This is a genomic window from Vibrio caribbeanicus ATCC BAA-2122 (assembly GCF_000165125.1).
GTDB lineage: Bacteria > Pseudomonadota > Gammaproteobacteria > Enterobacterales > Vibrionaceae > Vibrio > Vibrio caribbeanicus.
This window is the reverse complement of record NZ_AEIU01000003.1, coordinates 1-17332: the sequence shown is the minus strand read 5'-3', so window position 1 is coordinate 17332 and position 17332 is coordinate 1. Positions and strand designations below refer to the sequence as shown.

Sequence of the window (17332 nt, the reverse complement as noted above, 5' to 3'; positions counted from 1 at the left end):
ACTTTTGGTCGTTTATCCCATTACTCCATCGTAGCCATGCAAGCCCATATAGATCCCAACGAATCCAATCAGTAGCCCAGATAAATAAGGGGCTTGGCGGGCTAGTTTATCAAGGTAGCTCCATTTGGATGAAGCTTTCTGAATACTCAATGCAGCGATGACACCAACGGTAACCAGAGTGATAGCAAGACCTATGCTAAAGGACATAACAAGCGTTGCGCCCAGTGCAACAGCTTTAAGCTGAAGACAAATTAGTAACACTGTAACGGCTGCAGGACAGGGGATAAGTCCTCCCGTTAATCCAAATAAAAGTATTTGTCCATTTGTAACAGTGCGATTAGCAAATCGCTTCTCAATATCTTTAGCATGTGAACGCTCATGGGCATCTTGATATACCGCTTCTTCATTCGCTATCCTCGGGATAAAGTGGACATTAAAATCATGTGTGTGATTGTGGTGTCCAATCATGAGTTTAACCATACATCCTTGTTTTATGTTGGCGATTTGTTTTGATTCCAAATAGCCCTCATAATCGATGAACGTATGGCTCTGATCATTACTACTATTCGTTTCGGGCAAAGTAAACTTTACTTGATCAGCAGTTAATTGTTTTCCGCTTAAGGTTTTGAGTTGTAAGCGACAGATATCTCTCTCATTGACAATCGAAAGTGCAATATGGCCGTGACCTGTATCTACAACCTGTGTTTTCCAGTCCTGTGTGTAGTTTTGTGCATTATGCCATTGACGTTCATCACTCCATGTCCGCCAGATCATCCATAGACCCGTTGCCAATATGATGACTCCTGAGATCAATTGCATCCATGGCTCGGCAGCCTCAGCAGTAAATCTTTGACTAATATACATTCCACCAAAAGCAATTAACCAAACGATAATAGTGTGAGACAAGGTGGCTGCCAGTCCCAGCATTATTGCCTGTTTCACTGTACCCTTTATCGCGACGATAAAGGCAGCCATCATGGTTTTTGAATGACCAGGCTCTAAACCATGCAATGCACCGAGCAGGATGGCACTTGGGATAAAAAGCCATCCATTGCCTTGTTCCAGCAATGTGACAAAATTCATCATTACTCTCTTTTGTTAAATAACCATACTCAAAATATACTCCCCTTAAGCACTTAATACTACCCCCCAGTATAATGTTAAGGAAAAACTTTCGTAAAAAGTATAGGTTCTTGAACCCACTATGGCTTTTAGATAGATTATCAACACACAAGCTATTCTGGGGTTCAGAGTATAAATGGTTGAATATACGTCATAGTTAAAAGGAAATTTATGAGCCTAGAGCTGAGAAAAATTAACCAACATAATTTCTACGAAATCTGTCAGCTTAAAGTCGCGCCTCACCAGCGCAATCTTGTTGATACTAATGCCTTGTCATTAGCGGAGGCTAACTTTATGCCTTGTGCTTGGTTTAAGGGGGTTTATTTAGAGAATGTTCCCATAGGTTTTATCTTAATTAATGCTGATCCTGAGAGACTTTCACTCTGGCGATTGATGATCGATAGCTCAAGACAGAACAAAGGCTATGGTCGAGAAGCGATTCGGTTGTTGAAATCTGAGCTAGTGAAAGAGTTTTGTGTATCAGAGCTTTACACCAGCGTTGTTCCCGGGCCAGACAGCCCAATAGATTTCTATATAAGCTGTGGGTTTCAACGCACGGGAGAGTGGGTCGAGGGGCGTGAAATAGAACTCTCTGTCTCATTGGTAGCTTAACAGAAAAAAGGGCATCTCTGGGATGCCCTTTTCCAATAGCGTATTACTGAATGGCTGATTCTAGAATTTCACGAGTTTTTTCTAAGGTAATGGCTTTGTTTTCGCCTAACTTTAAATAGCCGTGTGATTCAAGTTGTGCAACAACATTATCAATCGCGGTTGTTTTGTTTTCTTGATAATCGTTAAAGTGTGTTGCGATGTTCAAACTATGGTAGAACGCTTCTATGGCCTCAATGGTTCGTTCTGCGAGATCAGCACTCGCTTCAAGTGCAAAAACATTCTTACCCATTTGCTCTAGTTTGCTACGTTTTACTTCGATTTGATTGCGAAGTAGTGAAGGTTGAACAATAGCAAGAGAGCGCGCATGATCGACATGCCACAAGGCCGTAAATTCGTGACCTATCATATGTGTTGCCCAATCTTGAGGTACACCAACACCAATTAAGCCATTCAGTGCTTGGTTTGCCGTCCACATCAGATTTGCACGCCAACTATCATTATCACGCTGGTTATATTGCTTGCCAAGAGTGAGAAGGTTCTTTAATAAGGCCTCAGCATAACCATCTTGTACCATTGCATCTGTAGGCATGGTTATGTATTGCTCACAGACATGTACCCAAGCGTCCACTAGACCATTAAGTAACTGGCGCTCCGGAAGCGACTTCATTACATCAGGATCCATTACTGCGAATTTTGGTTGTACTGCTGGGCTACCAAATGAAAGCTTCTCTTGGGTGGCTTTTCGGGTAATAACAGCGCCCATGTTGGATTCTGAACCGGTTGCTGGCAGTGTTAAAACAGCACCTAATGGCACGGCTTCTGTTACAGTGTGCTCACGTGTCAAGATATCCCAACCATCACCCTGATACTTTGCAGCTCCGGCAACATATTTCGAACCATCGATGACAGAACCGCCACCAACGGCAATGATAAACTCGATATTGTGCTCTTTGACAAGTGCGACAGCTTTGTCCAGAGTTTCCTTAGTTGGATTTGCTTCCACTCCTGAAAACTCTATCCAAGTATGATTCTGCAGCGCTTCTACGACTTGGTCGTAGACACCGTTGCGTTTAATTGACCCTCCACCATAGATAACCAGTACCTTCTGAGAAACATCGACAGCTTGACGAATAGATTTGATTTGGCCTTGACCAAAATGAATAACGGTAGGGTTGACGTAAGTAAATTGCATTTCTGTTTCCTTGTGTAAATTAAGAGAGTCTATTTTGGTATTATTCTCGATTGTTTTTTTTGCATATTACTCTTCAATAGTAGGGTAATGAAGGTCTGTTTCTCTAAATTTATTGCCTATTTCTCCATTTTTGATAGTTTACACTGATACGCATCGCATTTTGGATGGATACAGACTCTATGAATTTATTCGGTCAATTATTGGAATCCTACATTGAACATAAAGGCTGGCATGATTTAGAGGGCAGTCGAGTTACGCAGATAGACAATGTCTCCATATATAGAAGCAGTACTGGTAATCAGCGCCAGCCATTTACTTATCAGTCGGGTATCATTATGCTCAGCCAGGGTAAAAAAAACATCCACCTAGGCGATAGGCCTGTTACTTACGCTGCTAATGATTATCTTGTTGTTGGTGTACCGATTCCACTGGAGTGTGAAGCGATCCCTCTCGATGGTAAACCTTTACTCGGTTTGTCGATTCGCATTGAGCCCCAGCGTTTGCATAGATTAGTGAAAAAACTAGAAGAGCAGGGTGTCGTTGAGCACTATGGTCATAAGCCCAACCAAGATTCGAGTGGTCTGCAGGCGACAACAATGGATCAGTCAATGTTAGATAGTGTTGTGCGACTGGTTAAAACGCTACACAATGATGTCGAGGCGACAATTCTTGGTGACGCACTGGTTAGTGAAATTGTTTATCGGGCGTTAACCGGACCGGAGGGACGAGTGCTGTTTGATTTAGCTCACCACGATGGACACTATGCGCGTATCGCAAAGGCTTTATCTAAGCTACATCAAGACTACGATCAGATTATCACCGTCCAGTCATTGGCAGAAGAAGCGAATATGAGTCTATCCGCTTTTCACAACGCTTTTCGTAAAGTTACTTTTGAGTCTCCACTTCAATATCTAAAGAAAGTTAGGCTTAATAAAGCTAAGGAGCTTATCCAGATAGAGGGGTTACGTATCAACGATGCTGCTCGTCTAGTTGGTTATTCAAGTCCCTCACAATTTAGTCGAGAGTTTAAACGTCATTTTAATGTTCCTCCTAGAGCGGTCTAGATTTTTTAGCATGACTGAGACGCTTTATGGTGTCTCATTTAAGATGAACAGAAGAGGGCGTAAATATCCCCCCTAGTTTATAACTTGCAAAAAAATAGGTTATGTTAAAGGCCATACAGCCCGCCGCTTGGTCCCCAACCATGCCCACTTAGGGCATTAGCAATAGATTGTTCGATAACCTTTTTTTCCGCTTCTTTCTGTCGGTTATCCTCTGCTTCAATAACATCTTCAAGTGTAGTTTGGGTATCGTGCGGAACAGGACCAATTGATTCCATATTTTTATAAAAGTAATCGGGAAGATCGTAGGTTTCTAACTTTGTTTGTAAGCAATCGATTTGTTGCTCTTCAGTCCGGCTGACTAGAGTACAGCCAAACTCTTCAGCTCGAAAACGGTTAAACTCAGGCGTTAATAACTTTTTCACAAAATAGACGGTATTATTTTTAATAACTCCGCCATAACCATATCTAAACAGCTTATTACTAATTTGAATCGCTGCGATATCAGATCTAACTTCTGGATTTGTATTTGAGATATATAAAACTAAATCTTCGGGACTGAATGCACCTAAAGCAGACCGATAAAAAGTAATCTCTTGTTTGCTGGGGATACTTTTTGTCAACAACGTAGTATTTGTAGGTTTGTGATAGACAGAAAACTGATAATCATATTGGTCTTGTGCGCTGAACGTTGTGGAAGTTGTAATCGAAAACGAGCCAGATGAAAATGAGGGAGTAAACACACATTTGTCTTCAAGTAACATGTAAAGTGCAGCAGGTAATCTCCATTGATCTCTACCACATCCAAACCTGAGCACCTCACCAGTTAAAACTCGTGGTATCTTCTTTAATACCACGTTCGTAAAAATATTTACGGCGAATATTTTGTTGTGGGAGCCAGCTTTAAACGGATCGGAACGCAAGGCATTAAGCTTCACACCTGATGAAAGTATTGATTCTATCTGGCCCGTTGCGGTAAGGTAGCGAAAGGTCATATTTACGATGCTCGAAAAGCTCAGTTCAATTCCTTTCTTTTTGATAGCTGCTCTTACTTCTTTTAAAATAAGCACTCTCTGAGTTTCGTTGATAGATCCCAGATTGCGGTTATTTTTGAGAAACTTGGCGACATTTTCATGTGCAAATGTTTTCAAGCCCAATAAAAATGGCACAACTTCACTAACGTAGTAGTGCGGAAAAGCAATTCGATAGTTATCGAACATAGCATTTCTGAGCGTTTTCTTTGCGATAAAACTTGTCACGTCCACTTCATCATAAAGTTTGTCACGCGATCTATCGTTGTAGTGTTCTACAATAAATTTTGTTGTGCATTGCTGACATCTTGGAATGTACCCTTCTCGATTCACCATACTAGAAAACGAAGTCGCCATCAGCTCATCCATCTGATGAGAAAAGTTACTTTTTTCGTTGTGCTTAGTTAAAACTGCTTTCAATAGGTTGAGGTAAGCCGCGGTGATTGGGCTGCCTGAATCAATGACTTCATCATTTTGTGACGGGTAAAAAGATTGAATACTACCATTGGTAACAGCGCGGAGTAGTAACGAATAAGAGCCGGCAAAATCAATCGGAGTCGCTTGAGCATTTTGAGTTAATACAGTTTTAAACAAATGTTGTCGTAGTAACTCAACTCTTGGCTGTACAAAACCTATCATTACTTCAAATACAGTCAAATAACTTTGTTCATCTTCCAATTCTGCGTAGGCATCTTGTAGAAATAAGAGCATTTGTTGATTAGCCACCGAATCGTTTTGTCTTATTGCAATTTCTGCTGAAGTTTTTAGTGAATAAAGAGCATGCTCGCAATAGCCTTCTCCCAAAACACACTCTTGAACTATTTGGAATTGACGTAAGATTAGTTGTTCTGACTCTTGGTCACTCAGATTAGAATGGTAGGGAAGAAGTTGGCTGGAGTAGATATGGTCTCGAATATTATCAGATATTGGTGTTGCGTATAGATAAAAAGATTTTAATATTAAAATTATCAAAATAAAAAGATACTTCATAATAAGGAAGTCTCATAGTTAAAGGAGTAATAAAATTTACTCATTAAAAGGTGTTTATTAATTTTAATTATCTCACGATATCTTAATAAAAAATATAATTAAATCTTGGTATAACAGTACAAATATATTTTATTTAATAGTAATTATAAATTTTAAAAAATTATTGTGATGTTAAAATACTTATAAATAATATTTATTCTTTCTTATTATTTTCTCATGACCACCAGATTGATTGAGCTATGTGAGCTTACTTGAATATATCTATTTAAAATAATAATAGTGATGCATATTAAAATGCTAGATGGAATTATTTTGGCAAAACGTGTGCCCCATTTAAAACAAAACTACTCAAAATGCTAAAACCGCTCCCGTTTGTGATGTTTTTGACATTCAAATGAGAATCATATTCATTTAATCTTTTTCTAATTTTAAATAATTAAACTATCAGAGAATAAAATGAAAAAAAATACAGTGGTTGGAGGAGTTATATTAGGGCTCCTCGGGACGTTACCTGTGCAAGCACAAGAGAGCACAGATCACACGATAGTAGTGCAAGCTACTCGTGTAGAAAAAGATATTAAAGATGTTCCTCAGGGTATTGATGTTGTGACATCCGATGATATTGAAACTAATCGGTATCAAACGGTGGCCGATGCCATTAAATCGATTCCCAACATGGTATTAACTACTACAGCAGGTGACTATCACTATATTCAGGTGCGTGGCTTGCCTAGAAATCTGGAGCAAAATAATGTCCCTATATACATAGATGATGTGCCTCAAACGAGTCTCTATGGCCTTAATTTACGTTTATCTGATGTTGAATCTATCGAATTCCTTCGTGGGCCTCAAGGTAACATATACGGTAGTAACGCCCGTGACGGTATCATTGTTATTACCACCAAAAAGCCCAGCGATGAGCCAAGTGCCAGCGTAAAATTTGGGCGCGCTAATTATAATGAAAAAAGTGCCCAACTGATCGCTTCCAGTGGCGTGGGTAAAAACGATATTAGTGCTAAAGTTGCTATTGATCACCTCAAAAGAGATGGTTTCGTTGACAATACGTATTTAGGCAAAACAATTGACGAAAAAACTCAAAATAATATTGCTTTCAGTCTCAATTGGACACCAGAGACCGATTGGTCCGCAAGTTTATATTTAGATTATGGTAGGATTGACGGTGGAGCATACCCTTATGTGCCAGATAATCCTGAGACTGACAGAGGTGACGACCTAAAAGCAGCGATGGAGGTTGAAAATATCTTTGACCAGAAATCAAAAGGAGCCGCGTTAAGAATTGGTTGGAATATGTCACCGCAATGGGCATTAAACTCGGTAACAGGTTATCGAAGCATTGAATCCTACGGGCGTTTTGATTTAGATTTATCCGTTTCCCCTCTCCTTACTTCAATGAGTCAGGATGCTTGGATCAATGAGAAAGACTACTTTCAAGAGTTAAGGTTAACTTCTACACCGGGAGAGCTGCCTGTGGACTGGATTATTGGTGCGGCCTATCAAAGGTCGACAGAAGATAATCGAAATCGTCTGTTGTCTAATGCTCTTAATTTGGATTTAACAAAGACTTCTGGAGATTTCAGCCGAGACACCTATACGGCTTATGTGGATGCTTTATGGCGTTTCTTGCCAACATGGTCTCTGAATATTGGTGGTCGATATACGAAAGAAAATTATGAGATTGACTCAGAGTTTTACAGTCCCGATCAAACTCAAGGACGTTATTCGACAGACTATGGTAAATTCTTGCCAAAGCTCGCGATTAGTAAAGAGCTTGGCGATAATCATACGATATATTCAAGTTACGGTAAGGGATTACTGAGTGGTGGCGCTAGCTGGATGGCAGAAGAAACGACGATGCTTGGTGAACGTTTAGGTTATGGTAAAACCTATGCTCCAGAAATGAGTGAAGTAATAGAGGTTGGCTATAAAAGTTACTGGTTAGATCGTCGTGTGATGACGACTGTGAGCCTCTTTGATGCTAGGGTAAAAAACTATCAATATTCTTATCCTGATGGGGCTGCGACTCGTATTGCTTCGATAGAAGAAATTCGCTCTCGTGGCGTCGAAGGTTCAATTTCTGCTTTATTGACCGATGTGTGGCAAGCGGTATTAAGATTTGGATTCAATGATGCCAAAGTGACCCAAGTTGATGGCTACTCAGGTGCCAGTATGTCAAGTGGCACGAGAGTTCCTAATGCTCCAAAACACAATATTAATATAGAAACAACCTATTCTGCGCAAATCAGCGATGACTGGGTCTTTACTCCAACATTGAGCGTCGGTCATTATGGTCAGGTTGCGCTCGATGACAAAGGGGAAAAGTTCCAAGGCTCTTATGTTATCGTAAAGAGTAATTTTGAATTTAAATATCGTGATGATTATTCGATTCGTCTGTGGGGTGATAACTTAACTGACGAACGCTATAAAACATTTTCCTATCCTGGTTTTAGTACCTATGGTGATCCACTCCGATTTGGCGTGGATTTAGAAGCCAAGTTCTAATTTCTTCCTAATAAAGAGGCAGCACCGGATGTGCTGCCTCTTTGTTTTTTATGAGAGTTATCATGCAAAAACGTTCGCTAAATCCTTTAGTCTGGCTATTTAATCAATCTCGATCGAAACAGTGGATGCTTTGGTTTGCTATTTGCCTCTCCCTAGCAGCGGCAGTTTTAGCACTTGGGCCTTATTATGTGGCCTACTTGATCGTGGATAAATTGCTTGTTGGTGAGACCGGTCAATACTTGTGGTCACTATCCATAGTTGCATTAACCTTGATGATTTGCCGCTATCTTTGTCTACTATCGGCGGTTTATCTTTCTCATCGGTGTGCCTTTCACCTTCAATATCATATTCGCCAGTCTACATTGGCGGCGCTTTCTAACACAAAGCTTGGATTTTTTAGCCAAAAGAACAGTGGGGAATTAAAAAAGAATCTTACGGAAGATATTGATCGTATCGAAGTATTTATTGCCCATCAGCTACCGGATTTGGTTTCTTCTTTTGTGCTACCAATGGCTACGTTTATCTTCCTTGTCATGATTGATGTGAGAATGGCATTGATAGCATTGATTCCCATTCCGCTAGCGCTAATGTGTCAAGCGGTTTTATTCCGAGACTATCAATTAAAAGCAGAGCAATACCACGAATCAGCGGAGAAATTAAATCGTTCGCTCACCGAGTTTATCAAAGCGATGCCTGTGGTGCGTTTATTCGGTATTGGGAAGCAGTCATACAATCAGTTGGACAAATCAATTCAAAGCCATAAACATTATATTGAGTCTTGGACTAGAAGTGCTGGCGGTCCATTTGCTCTGTTTAAAACCATTTTGGGTTCTGGTTTGGTTTTCCTTACGCCATTTGGCTTATACTTTTGGTCCCAAGATTCGCTCAGTATTTCTCGCTTTTTGTTGTGTCTTTTGCTCGGCGTAGGAATGCTTGAACCCCTGTTTAACCTTAGCTTACTGAGTACGTATCTGGGGCAAGTCTTTGAAGGTGTGAAACGCTTGATCAAAATTGTGAATTTACCGAACTCGGTCGAAAATAAGCGTGAGGCCGTAATAGGTGACTTTGATATTACATTTAATGATGTTGACTTCACATACCCAGGGCAAGATGCACCAGTATTAAAAGAAGTAACTTTTCGATTACCCTCTGATAGTTTGACCGCTATTGTTGGTCCTTCTGGAGCTGGGAAAAGTACTTTAGCTGCACTACTAGCGGGCTTTTGGCTACCTGATAACGGAGATATTTTGATTGGTGGTCAATCATTATCTCATTTATCCGAAATCCAGCGAATGGAAGCAATGGCTATCGTATATCAAGATGCTTTTGTTTTTACCCAGTCTGTAATGACTAACTTAACTATGGGTAAAGATTATCCCCCAAAAGCAGTAATAGCAGCGGCTAAAGCTGCCAATGCTCATGATTTTATAAGCCAACTTCCATATGGTTACGATACGATTATTGGTCAGGATATTCGTCTAAGTGGGGGGGAGAAGCAGCGCTTATCGATTGCTCGCGCGATCTTAAAGGATGCACCTATTATTGTTCTGGATGAACCCACCTCACACTCCGACACAACCAATCAAGCCTTAATTCAGAGTGCGCTCTCCAACCTGACTGCAGGGAAAACAGTAATTATTATCGCTCATCGTCTAGCGACGGTAAAAGCAGCAAATAAGATTATATTTATGGAAAATGGTGAAGTGATAGAGCAGGGAACTCACGATGAGTTGATAGAAAAGGGTGAGTTATATGCGGAAATGTGGCGTAGCAGCCAACGTTCGAAAACATGGTCAGTGAGTCAAACATCACATGAGAGAGAAGTAGATTATGTTTAAAAAAATCATAAGATTATCGGGCTGCTCCGGCACAACTATCGTCAAAAATATCGCGGTGGCGATTTTGGACGCCACGACCATGGTAGTGCCGAACTTTTGCATATTCTTTATTTTAATGGAAATGCTCGAGCCTGAGCCGTCGAATACTAAACTCATGATTTATTGCGCATTGATTGCCGCGTGTTTAGTAGCGCGATTGTTCTCGGTGTGGATGAGTTTCATTACTCACAGTTCATTTAGTAGCGGTGCTGGATATACTATGCGAGGCAATTTGATGGATAAGCTGGTGAAAATTCCCTTAGGCTCTCTGCTATCGATGGACTTGGGGACAATAAATAATACTTTGCTCAAAGATGTCGAGTTTTCCGAGTATGCCCTTTCTCATGTGCTGAGTTATATGTTGGGTATTAGCTGTGTTTTATTGCTACTCATGGCGGGTTTATTTGTGGTGGACTGGCGACTTTCGCTCAGTATGCTGATTGGGTTTCCAGTTGCTATCTCTTTATTTGTATGGTTAACCAAGCTCACTCAGAAGGGGAAAAGAAGACTATTTCAATCGTCCGATACGTTGAATAATTCAATCTTTGAATTCATCTTAGGTATTCGTGTATTGCGTGCACATGGTCAAGCTGAAGGAGATATGTTGGCCCTCGGAGAGAAAATGAAACAAGCCCGTGACGCGCATTTAAAGTACGAAATGGGTGCGAGTTTAGCGCCTGCTGCTTTTGTAATCTTCTCCGAAGTGGGGTTTGCCAGTCTTATATTGTTCGGCCTCCACGCTATCGGCACTCAAACCCTCTCTCTGTCTGTATTTTTGTTATTTTTACTTGTCTCTATGCAGTTTTTTAGGCCTCTGACACAACTGGCAATCCTACTGTCGCAGTTTGATTATTTCAATGTATCGTTAAATCGCATTGATGAGTTGTTGGGGGAAAAAGAATTGGAGAACAAACACTCAAAAGATCCTCAAGTTTCTTGCTATGAAATAGAGTTTAACGATATTTGTTTTGCATACGAAGAAGCGCCTCTTTTTGAGAAGGTTAATGTGGTATTTCCGGAGCAAGCAGTCACTGCGATTGTCGGTCCATCAGGTTCTGGAAAGTCAACAATGATGAGCTTGATTGCTAGATTTTGGGATACGGACAATGGCAATATCACAATTGGTGGCCAGAAGATTAGCGAAATGAGCCAAAGCAAAATTGCGCAACATGTGAGTATGGTATTTCAAGACGTCTATCTTTTTGATGATACAATTTATAACAATCTTGTTATGGGCCAAGATATCTCAGCAGAGAAACTCGAAAGAGTTTGTCGACAGGCTCAATGTTGGGAGTTTATCCAGTCATTACCTAATGGTTTGGAAACAGTTGTTGGTGAGGGAGGTACGCGACTCTCTGGTGGCGAGAAGCAACGTATCTCAATTGCTCGTGCATTATTAAAAGATGCCCCTATTGTTTTACTTGATGAGGCGACTGCGGCCTTAGATTCAGGTAATGAAGTACTCATTCACAGCGCTATTAGTGCTTTGATCAAAGATAAGACGGTTATTGTTATTACACATAATCTATCGAGCGTGATTAAGGCGGACAAAATTGTTGTGCTCGTACGGGGAGAAATTGAGGCTGTTGGTGTCCATGATGAGCTGATGAGAATATCACCTACTTATCAGGCTTTGTGGAGTGACCAGTTAAAGGCACAAGGATGGCAAATATAAGCGAGTGTTACTTTGGTGTTATGTTAGTGTTGTTTCAGTGTGTCCCTATTGTTAAAATCTACTACTACAATTGATAATGGTTCTCATTTGTAGTAGCTTGACCGATTGCGTAATATGGAATAATGCATAGAGATACCATCATGGCTTATGTAGAAAGTAACATTGAGTCCACCTTTAAAATGTTTACTGGATATGAAGGGGGAGGTGAAAATCGGTTGGCTGACTATGCCACAACGAAAGTAGAACTGGATGAAAACGTATGTCTAGGTCATGGTTATATCGTTGAGTTATACCCAGGACTCAATATCACATATAGTGATGTAACTTTTAATCAGCCGACCAGTTTTACTGAGTCGGCAAAAGACTATTATGGGGCTTGTCTCGTTATCGAGGGATGTGTAGAGGTCAGGGTTTCTCAAGGGTCAGAGCCGATCACCATTGATAAAAACAAAGCACTATTTTTTGTATGTCATGAGGGTGAATTGGAGTTTCGCTACGACACCTCTTGTACCAAATTAATTAACTTCTGTGTACCTCAGTCGATGATGAAAACACTTTTTGAGGATGATACGGGCAGGCCTTTCAGTATTAATTTGTTTGAGTCTGTTTCAGTGACCAATGACATTATTAAAAATGTGGATGAGATTTTGTGCTCTAAGTTAGGAAAGTCTGCTCACAGTCTTTACCTCCAAGGTAAGGTAATGGAATTGCTTGCCCTCATCTATCATAATATGCGCCAAAAGGTAACGGTTTGTTGTAGCATGACACCCAGAGATATGGATTGCATACAATTGGCGGCAAAAATCATGGAGGAGCAGATGGAGTCCCCGCCGTCGTTGATTGAACTGTCTCGTCAAATTGGCATAAATGACAACAAACTCAAAAGGAATTTTAAAATTGTTTTTGGTGAAACGGTTTATGGTTTTTTGTCGAACAAGAGAATGGTGAAAGCGGGCGAGCTATTAGCGATTGGAGAGCTTTCGGTACAAGAAGTGGCTCATCGAGTAGGGTTTAAGCACGTTGGCCACTTTTCAAAGAAATTTAAAGAGCAATATATGTGCAGCCCCAAGCAATACCGACGCAAGTCAGTTCACCCCGTATAGATATATACTCAGTATCTTAATTTTATTTATGTCGGGCTCAAGCATCGCTTGAGCCCGATTTTATACCGTGGGGGTTTGAGTCACGAATTGCTTTTTATTCAATTGAATATAGCTTTGAGCACCGAGCAACATCGCGGCAAATGTCAGTCCCAAAGTAAGCATTATCCATAGTGGTTTTTTTATGGGTTGTCAGTGCTAGCACCTATGCCGGTGATCCTTTTACCAGTTTCGACGATGTCGTTGTTGAGTCAATTCAATCAAGTATAGGGTTCTCTGGTTATGCTCAGTCTTCGATGCAATATCTATCGAGAGGTCGTGAATACGGCAGATAGCTCCGATCCTTTGGCATCAGGACTGGCGATAAATTCTGGATTTTCTGATCAATACATACGAGGATGACGACAACTCCGGTCTGGGATGCATTATCGATGGCTCGGTTACGTCGAGTGTTTCCTGAGCATGTTATTATTCATAGTGATCGAGGTAGCACCTTAGATGACTCACTTTTTGGTTAATGCAACACCATCAAAGTCAATGCCAGCCCACCCGTGTTGGATAAAATTGCGGATATTAGCGTGATCGTTACCATTTGGATTATTCAACACATCGTCACGATAAAACTGGCCGAAACAAGCTAAGGTTGATGGCTCATCTAAGCCTTGCAGTTGCGCGAAGGCAAAGATCTTACAAGAGCCATTGTTTTGCCCCGCTTGATTTTGAGTTTCTCCGTTTATAAAGCTGACGGGGTGAAAGTCAAAATGTTCGTCGATCACCTGTATTGACTGCTCAAACGTAACCTCATTAGGTGTGGTAGTCAGTCGCTTTAGAAACTTATCCATTTATCTCTTTCCTTACAGTTGAATAGGCTAGTTACTATATCATTAGGAAAAAGAAAGTTAGCAAAGATATAGTGAAAAATCCGTTTGTGTACTTATAACTGCAGGGCGGGAGCGTACTTTGGTTGGTTGTTTTTTAATTGAACGACATCATGAGCCTTCTCTCGTACGATTTTTTCTTGTATATCTGGGGATAAGGTATATCACAGGCCTCAGTTGAATCTAATCTATTCGGTAACGCTACCTCTGACCTACCTCATAATGCCAAAGAGGCAAATAGAGGTCCGAATCATTATTAGTGATAGTTGATTCGAACAAATTAGCGTTGTCGCAGGATAGAGAACATTTTGCTGAGCAGAAAATCTGTCAAATCACTCAGCGCATGTCCCCGCCTAGCATTTTTGCGAAAAATATGAGGCGAGGTTTTATTTATGCCACATTCTAATTTTAATTTGACCGAACGTGCTCAACTGTTTTTATCGGGGGAATTTATAGTTTTAATTTGCGCGAATATCTCTTCCGCTTCGGCGGTCAGCAGTGAGTATGTTTTTATATCTCCTCTGCGCTGAGCCTGCATTGCTTGCTCAAGGAGCATTGAGTGCCGCTTGGTCAGTTTTTTTGTCGGGTTACTTTTAAAAAATGAAAACATCGGTTTATTCTCAGTAAGTTGAATAACTAAGTCTTACGGGATATTGGGTGTATTGGTTCAAAATACATAAAGTTAACTGACAAAGAATGAGTTGCTTTACACAAATGAGTGTCACAGTATGAATCAAAGGTGAAAGTCAGTATCTATTGTGTAATAGCCACGAGCAAATATCTTTTCACCGCTTGGCATTTGTATTTCAAATATATTCCAATCACTAAAACGACTCATGGCTGGCTGAGCGATCATGCCTTTCTCATCACACCTGCTTTGTAACTCTCGATAATTATCATACGGAATCGTAAAATATCTGAAGCGATTGATAGCATCAATACGATGAAACCCCCAATTACCATTTACACTAGTATAAGTGCCGTCTTCCTCATAAAGCCAATCCCATGAGCTTGCATCTGCTTTAGTGCAAAAAACGTCAGTTTGGTCAGAAAAGCTGGTACTTGACCAAAATACGGTTGCTAGGGTGAGGTAGAGCTTGTTTATTTTTTTCATTTTAATCACTATTTATCAATGTGTTATGTTTTTTGAGGTGAGGTTAAAAACCGCGAGCAGTGTAGCGAGTTAAAAAAAATAAACAAAAGACATGCGATGTAGCGTGACTAATCTCACTTCAAAGTGGCAGCGAGATAAAAATCTGGAGGTCGAATGTAAATGATCCTGAATTAGACAACACTTATAGAAAACTCAGAAGCAGGGCACGCCAAACGAGCAGCGTGACCCAGTCAATGTAGGTTTTTGACATTGATGATGGTAATACTCACCTTTACGACGAACTATTACTACTGTTGTGAATTAAATTTTTATACTGTAAATCTTTGGATGATCGCTCTTACATCATCGGTCATTGTAGAGACTTCAGTGTTTATTTCTTTTATATTGTTGCAACCCTGTACATTACTATGTACCAATGAGCTGATAGACGCTAAACGATGAGAGATGTCTGATGTCACAGTAGACTGCTCTTCTGAAGCACAAGCAACTTGAGTATTGGTATTTAAAATAGAGCTTACTTTTTTCGCAATAGACTCAAAACCATCATGAACGTCTTCTGCGATAGAAACCGAATCTTCGACCAAATCTGAATTGGTGTCGATCATTGTCTGCGCTTTTCGGCATAGCTCTTGAAGGTTATTTATGCTGTTCGATATTTCGTCAGTTGAGGCTTGAGTTTTAGCGGCAAGTGACCTTACCTCATTAGCGACAACAGCAAAACCTTTCCCAAAATTACCAGCTCTTGCCGCCTCAATTGCTGCATTTAGCGCTAAAAGGTTTGTTTGGTCAGAGATATTTTTAATGACTTCAACCACTGAACCGATCTCTTGTGAATAGTCATTTAGAGTGTTCATTATTTGGCGAGACTCTTTCATTGAATCCCCAATTTTCTCGGAAATCTTAGAAGACTTACTCAAGGTATTTCGGCTTGAGTTAATGATATCAAGAGTGGCAGATACCGCGGCTTCAGTATCACTGACTCTCAATACCAGATCGTTTGCGGTAGCATTTAGCTCTATAGCCGCTGTTGCTACTTGTTCTACTTCGGACAACTCAGACTGTGAGTTTTCTGATGTGGTAAGAATAGCGCAAGCAATTTCTTTTTGCGCAGTATTTAGTTCTACTAGATTTTTATTTGACAAGTCTGATAGTAAGCTATGAATTGGTTCTCGAAATGCTCGTAACTTTTTAGCTAATTGAGAAAATTCATCATTTCTTCTTGAGTTGCTTTCTAGCCAATCACAAACAGGTCCAGGTCGAATGTCAAACTGGACTAGCTGGTCCATATGCTTGTTGAATACGTCAATTGGATCTAACACCCTGTATATAATGAAGAAGGAGAGTAGTAGCACTAAGATTTCAGTGAGCATTAATACCCACTCCATAGAAAATACGACATGATTTTCTAAAAAAATAAATCCTGTTTTGCCTACTATGATTAAGGATAACCCTAAAAAAATGAATAGGTTTAAGAGTGCAAGTGATTTTACTAAGTGGCTCACTCTAAGTGACTGAAATAAAGAATTAAACATATTGTGGTACCTCTGTAATCTTATTTGTCCTCCTTGAATTAAAAAACAGATTAATAAAAAATAATCTGTTTTGAATGAACCATATACCCAAGTGACTTCAAAATGCAGGATTCAGAGCGATGCCACAGTGTTGAGTTCAAGAAAAATAACGCAGCGAAATAGTTGACTCTTACCAAGTTATTTGACGATGAAATCGGCGCTGTGGCACGTTCCCAAAGGGCGATCTTGCTTTACATGCGTCGTTACCGATTTTCAATTTAGATGACTAGATTTTCAAATCGTTGCCTTGCCAGTCAAGCAAGCCATTCTCGCTGGACCTGGCATCTTGAGGTTACTTGGGTATATAGGCAATATTCTGAGCGAATAATTCCCTTCACCTTGGTTGTTCTCGATGGCTATCTAGGCTTGTTTTTAATTAACAAAGCATTTTTTTGGTGAATGATAATAGCTTGTTTCATCATAATTTGAAAGGCCATTAATGTAAAATTCATGGATTTTTTTGTTAATTTAGTCAGTTAATAGTGGCTGAATTAGTGTCCTAATATTTTTAAATCATTCATTATATAAATTATACATCTAATATTAATAAGTTTTTTCATAATTATCTTATGTTGTATTTCTTCATAAA

General features: G+C 40.1%; 14 protein-coding genes. 7 read left to right on the top strand and 7 right to left on the bottom strand.

Annotation, left to right across the window (positions count from 1 at the left end; all coding sequences use genetic code 11):
* Positions 1-12: 12 nt before the first annotated feature.
* The gene (locus tag RH40_RS00735; RefSeq protein WP_009599321.1) at positions 13-1083 is read right to left on the bottom strand and encodes a nickel/cobalt efflux protein RcnA; all 1071 of its coding nucleotides are present in this window, start codon (positions 1081-1083) and stop codon (positions 13-15) included.
* Between the two features lie 210 nt (positions 1084-1293).
* Between RH40_RS00735 and RH40_RS00730 the strand changes: the two genes are divergently transcribed.
* Positions 1294-1734 carry a GNAT family N-acetyltransferase gene (locus RH40_RS00730; RefSeq protein WP_009599320.1) on the top strand — a complete coding sequence of 147 codons (441 nt, stop codon included), beginning with the start codon at positions 1294-1296 and terminating at the stop codon, positions 1732-1734.
* Positions 1735-1777: 43 nt separating this feature from the next.
* On the opposite strand, the gene RH40_RS00725 is transcribed toward RH40_RS00730, so the two are convergent.
* Positions 1778-2926 carry an iron-containing alcohol dehydrogenase gene (locus RH40_RS00725; protein ID WP_009599319.1) on the bottom strand — a complete coding sequence of 383 codons (1149 nt, stop codon included), beginning with the start codon at positions 2924-2926 and terminating at the stop codon, positions 1778-1780.
* Between the two features lie 179 nt (positions 2927-3105).
* Here RH40_RS00725 and RH40_RS00720 point away from each other — a divergent pair, with 179 nt between their 5' ends.
* A complete protein-coding gene (locus RH40_RS00720) occupies positions 3106-3990 on the top strand; it encodes an AraC family transcriptional regulator (protein ID WP_009599318.1) in 885 nt (294 codons plus the stop codon).
* Between the two features lie 104 nt (positions 3991-4094).
* Here the strand turns inward: RH40_RS00720 and RH40_RS00715 are convergent, their stop codons facing one another.
* Positions 4095-6008 carry a hypothetical protein gene (locus tag RH40_RS00715; protein WP_009599317.1) on the bottom strand — a complete coding sequence of 638 codons (1914 nt, stop codon included), beginning with the start codon at positions 6006-6008 and terminating at the stop codon, positions 4095-4097.
* A gap of 456 nt (positions 6009-6464) precedes the next feature.
* On the opposite strand from RH40_RS00715, the gene RH40_RS00710 reads away from it, so the two are divergent.
* The 5 genes from RH40_RS00710 (at position 6465) to RH40_RS20755 (ending at position 13515) form a co-directional block, all read left to right on the top strand.
* Positions 6465-8528 (top strand): TonB-dependent receptor, encoded by a 2064-nt coding sequence (locus tag RH40_RS00710; protein ID WP_009599316.1) that lies wholly within the window; start codon positions 6465-6467, stop codon positions 8526-8528.
* A 62-nt stretch (positions 8529-8590) separates the two neighbouring features.
* Positions 8591-10366, top strand: a complete 1776-nt coding sequence (locus RH40_RS00705; protein WP_009599315.1) for an ABC transporter ATP-binding protein — start codon at positions 8591-8593, stop codon at positions 10364-10366.
* Positions 10359-12080: an ABC transporter ATP-binding protein gene (locus RH40_RS00700; protein ID WP_009599314.1), complete on the top strand. Its 1722-nt coding sequence runs from the start codon at positions 10359-10361 to the stop codon at positions 12078-12080. The genes RH40_RS00705 and RH40_RS00700 overlap by 8 nt, the downstream gene beginning before the upstream one ends.
* A gap of 122 nt (positions 12081-12202) precedes the next feature.
* Positions 12203-13183 carry a helix-turn-helix domain-containing protein gene (locus RH40_RS19995; protein ID WP_009599313.1) on the top strand — a complete coding sequence of 327 codons (981 nt, stop codon included), beginning with the start codon at positions 12203-12205 and terminating at the stop codon, positions 13181-13183.
* A 170-nt stretch (positions 13184-13353) separates the two neighbouring features.
* Positions 13354-13515, top strand: a complete 162-nt coding sequence (locus tag RH40_RS20755; RefSeq protein ID WP_158091811.1) for a hypothetical protein — start codon at positions 13354-13356, stop codon at positions 13513-13515.
* A gap of 168 nt (positions 13516-13683) precedes the next feature.
* On the opposite strand, the gene RH40_RS00690 is transcribed toward RH40_RS20755, so the two are convergent.
* The 4 genes from RH40_RS00690 to RH40_RS00675 form a co-directional block, all read right to left on the bottom strand.
* Positions 13684-14022: a HopJ type III effector protein gene (locus RH40_RS00690; protein WP_009599312.1), complete on the bottom strand. Its 339-nt coding sequence runs from the start codon at positions 14020-14022 to the stop codon at positions 13684-13686.
* Between the two features lie 463 nt (positions 14023-14485).
* The gene (locus tag RH40_RS00685; protein ID WP_009599311.1) at positions 14486-14668 is read right to left on the bottom strand and encodes a DUF6435 family protein; all 183 of its coding nucleotides are present in this window, start codon (positions 14666-14668) and stop codon (positions 14486-14488) included.
* A gap of 123 nt (positions 14669-14791) precedes the next feature.
* Positions 14792-15172: a hypothetical protein gene (locus RH40_RS00680; RefSeq protein WP_009599310.1), complete on the bottom strand. Its 381-nt coding sequence runs from the start codon at positions 15170-15172 to the stop codon at positions 14792-14794.
* Between the two features lie 308 nt (positions 15173-15480).
* Entirely contained in the window at positions 15481-16704 is a 1224-nt protein-coding gene (locus tag RH40_RS00675; RefSeq protein WP_009599309.1) for a methyl-accepting chemotaxis protein, read from the bottom strand.
* Positions 16705-17332 lie beyond the last annotated feature (628 nt).

Excerpts from the sequence above, each read along its gene's own strand:
- RH40_RS00720 (WP_009599318.1), top strand. The coding sequence starts at position 3,106 with ATGAATTTATTCGGTCAATTATTGGAATCCTACATTGAACATAAAGGC.
- RH40_RS19995 (WP_009599313.1), top strand. The coding sequence starts at position 12,203 with ATGCATAGAGATACCATCATGGCTTATGTAGAAAGTAACATTGAGTCC.
- RH40_RS00700 (WP_009599314.1), top strand. The coding sequence starts at position 10,359 with ATGTTTAAAAAAATCATAAGATTATCGGGCTGCTCCGGCACAACTATC.
- RH40_RS00705 (WP_009599315.1), top strand. The coding sequence starts at position 8,591 with ATGCAAAAACGTTCGCTAAATCCTTTAGTCTGGCTATTTAATCAATCT.
- RH40_RS00735 (WP_009599321.1), bottom strand. The coding sequence starts at position 1,083 with ATGAATTTTGTCACATTGCTGGAACAAGGCAATGGATGGCTTTTTATC.
- RH40_RS00690 (WP_009599312.1), bottom strand. The coding sequence starts at position 14,022 with ATGGATAAGTTTCTAAAGCGACTGACTACCACACCTAATGAGGTTACG.
- RH40_RS00730 (WP_009599320.1), top strand. The coding sequence starts at position 1,294 with ATGAGCCTAGAGCTGAGAAAAATTAACCAACATAATTTCTACGAAATC.
- RH40_RS00680 (WP_009599310.1), bottom strand. The coding sequence starts at position 15,172 with ATGAAAAAAATAAACAAGCTCTACCTCACCCTAGCAACCGTATTTTGG.
- RH40_RS00710 (WP_009599316.1), top strand. The coding sequence starts at position 6,465 with ATGAAAAAAAATACAGTGGTTGGAGGAGTTATATTAGGGCTCCTCGGG.
- RH40_RS00685 (WP_009599311.1), bottom strand. The coding sequence starts at position 14,668 with ATGTTTTCATTTTTTAAAAGTAACCCGACAAAAAAACTGACCAAGCGG.
- RH40_RS00675 (WP_009599309.1), bottom strand. The coding sequence starts at position 16,704 with ATGTTTAATTCTTTATTTCAGTCACTTAGAGTGAGCCACTTAGTAAAA.
- RH40_RS00715 (WP_009599317.1), bottom strand. The coding sequence starts at position 6,008 with ATGAAGTATCTTTTTATTTTGATAATTTTAATATTAAAATCTTTTTAT.
- RH40_RS00725 (WP_009599319.1), bottom strand. The coding sequence starts at position 2,926 with ATGCAATTTACTTACGTCAACCCTACCGTTATTCATTTTGGTCAAGGC.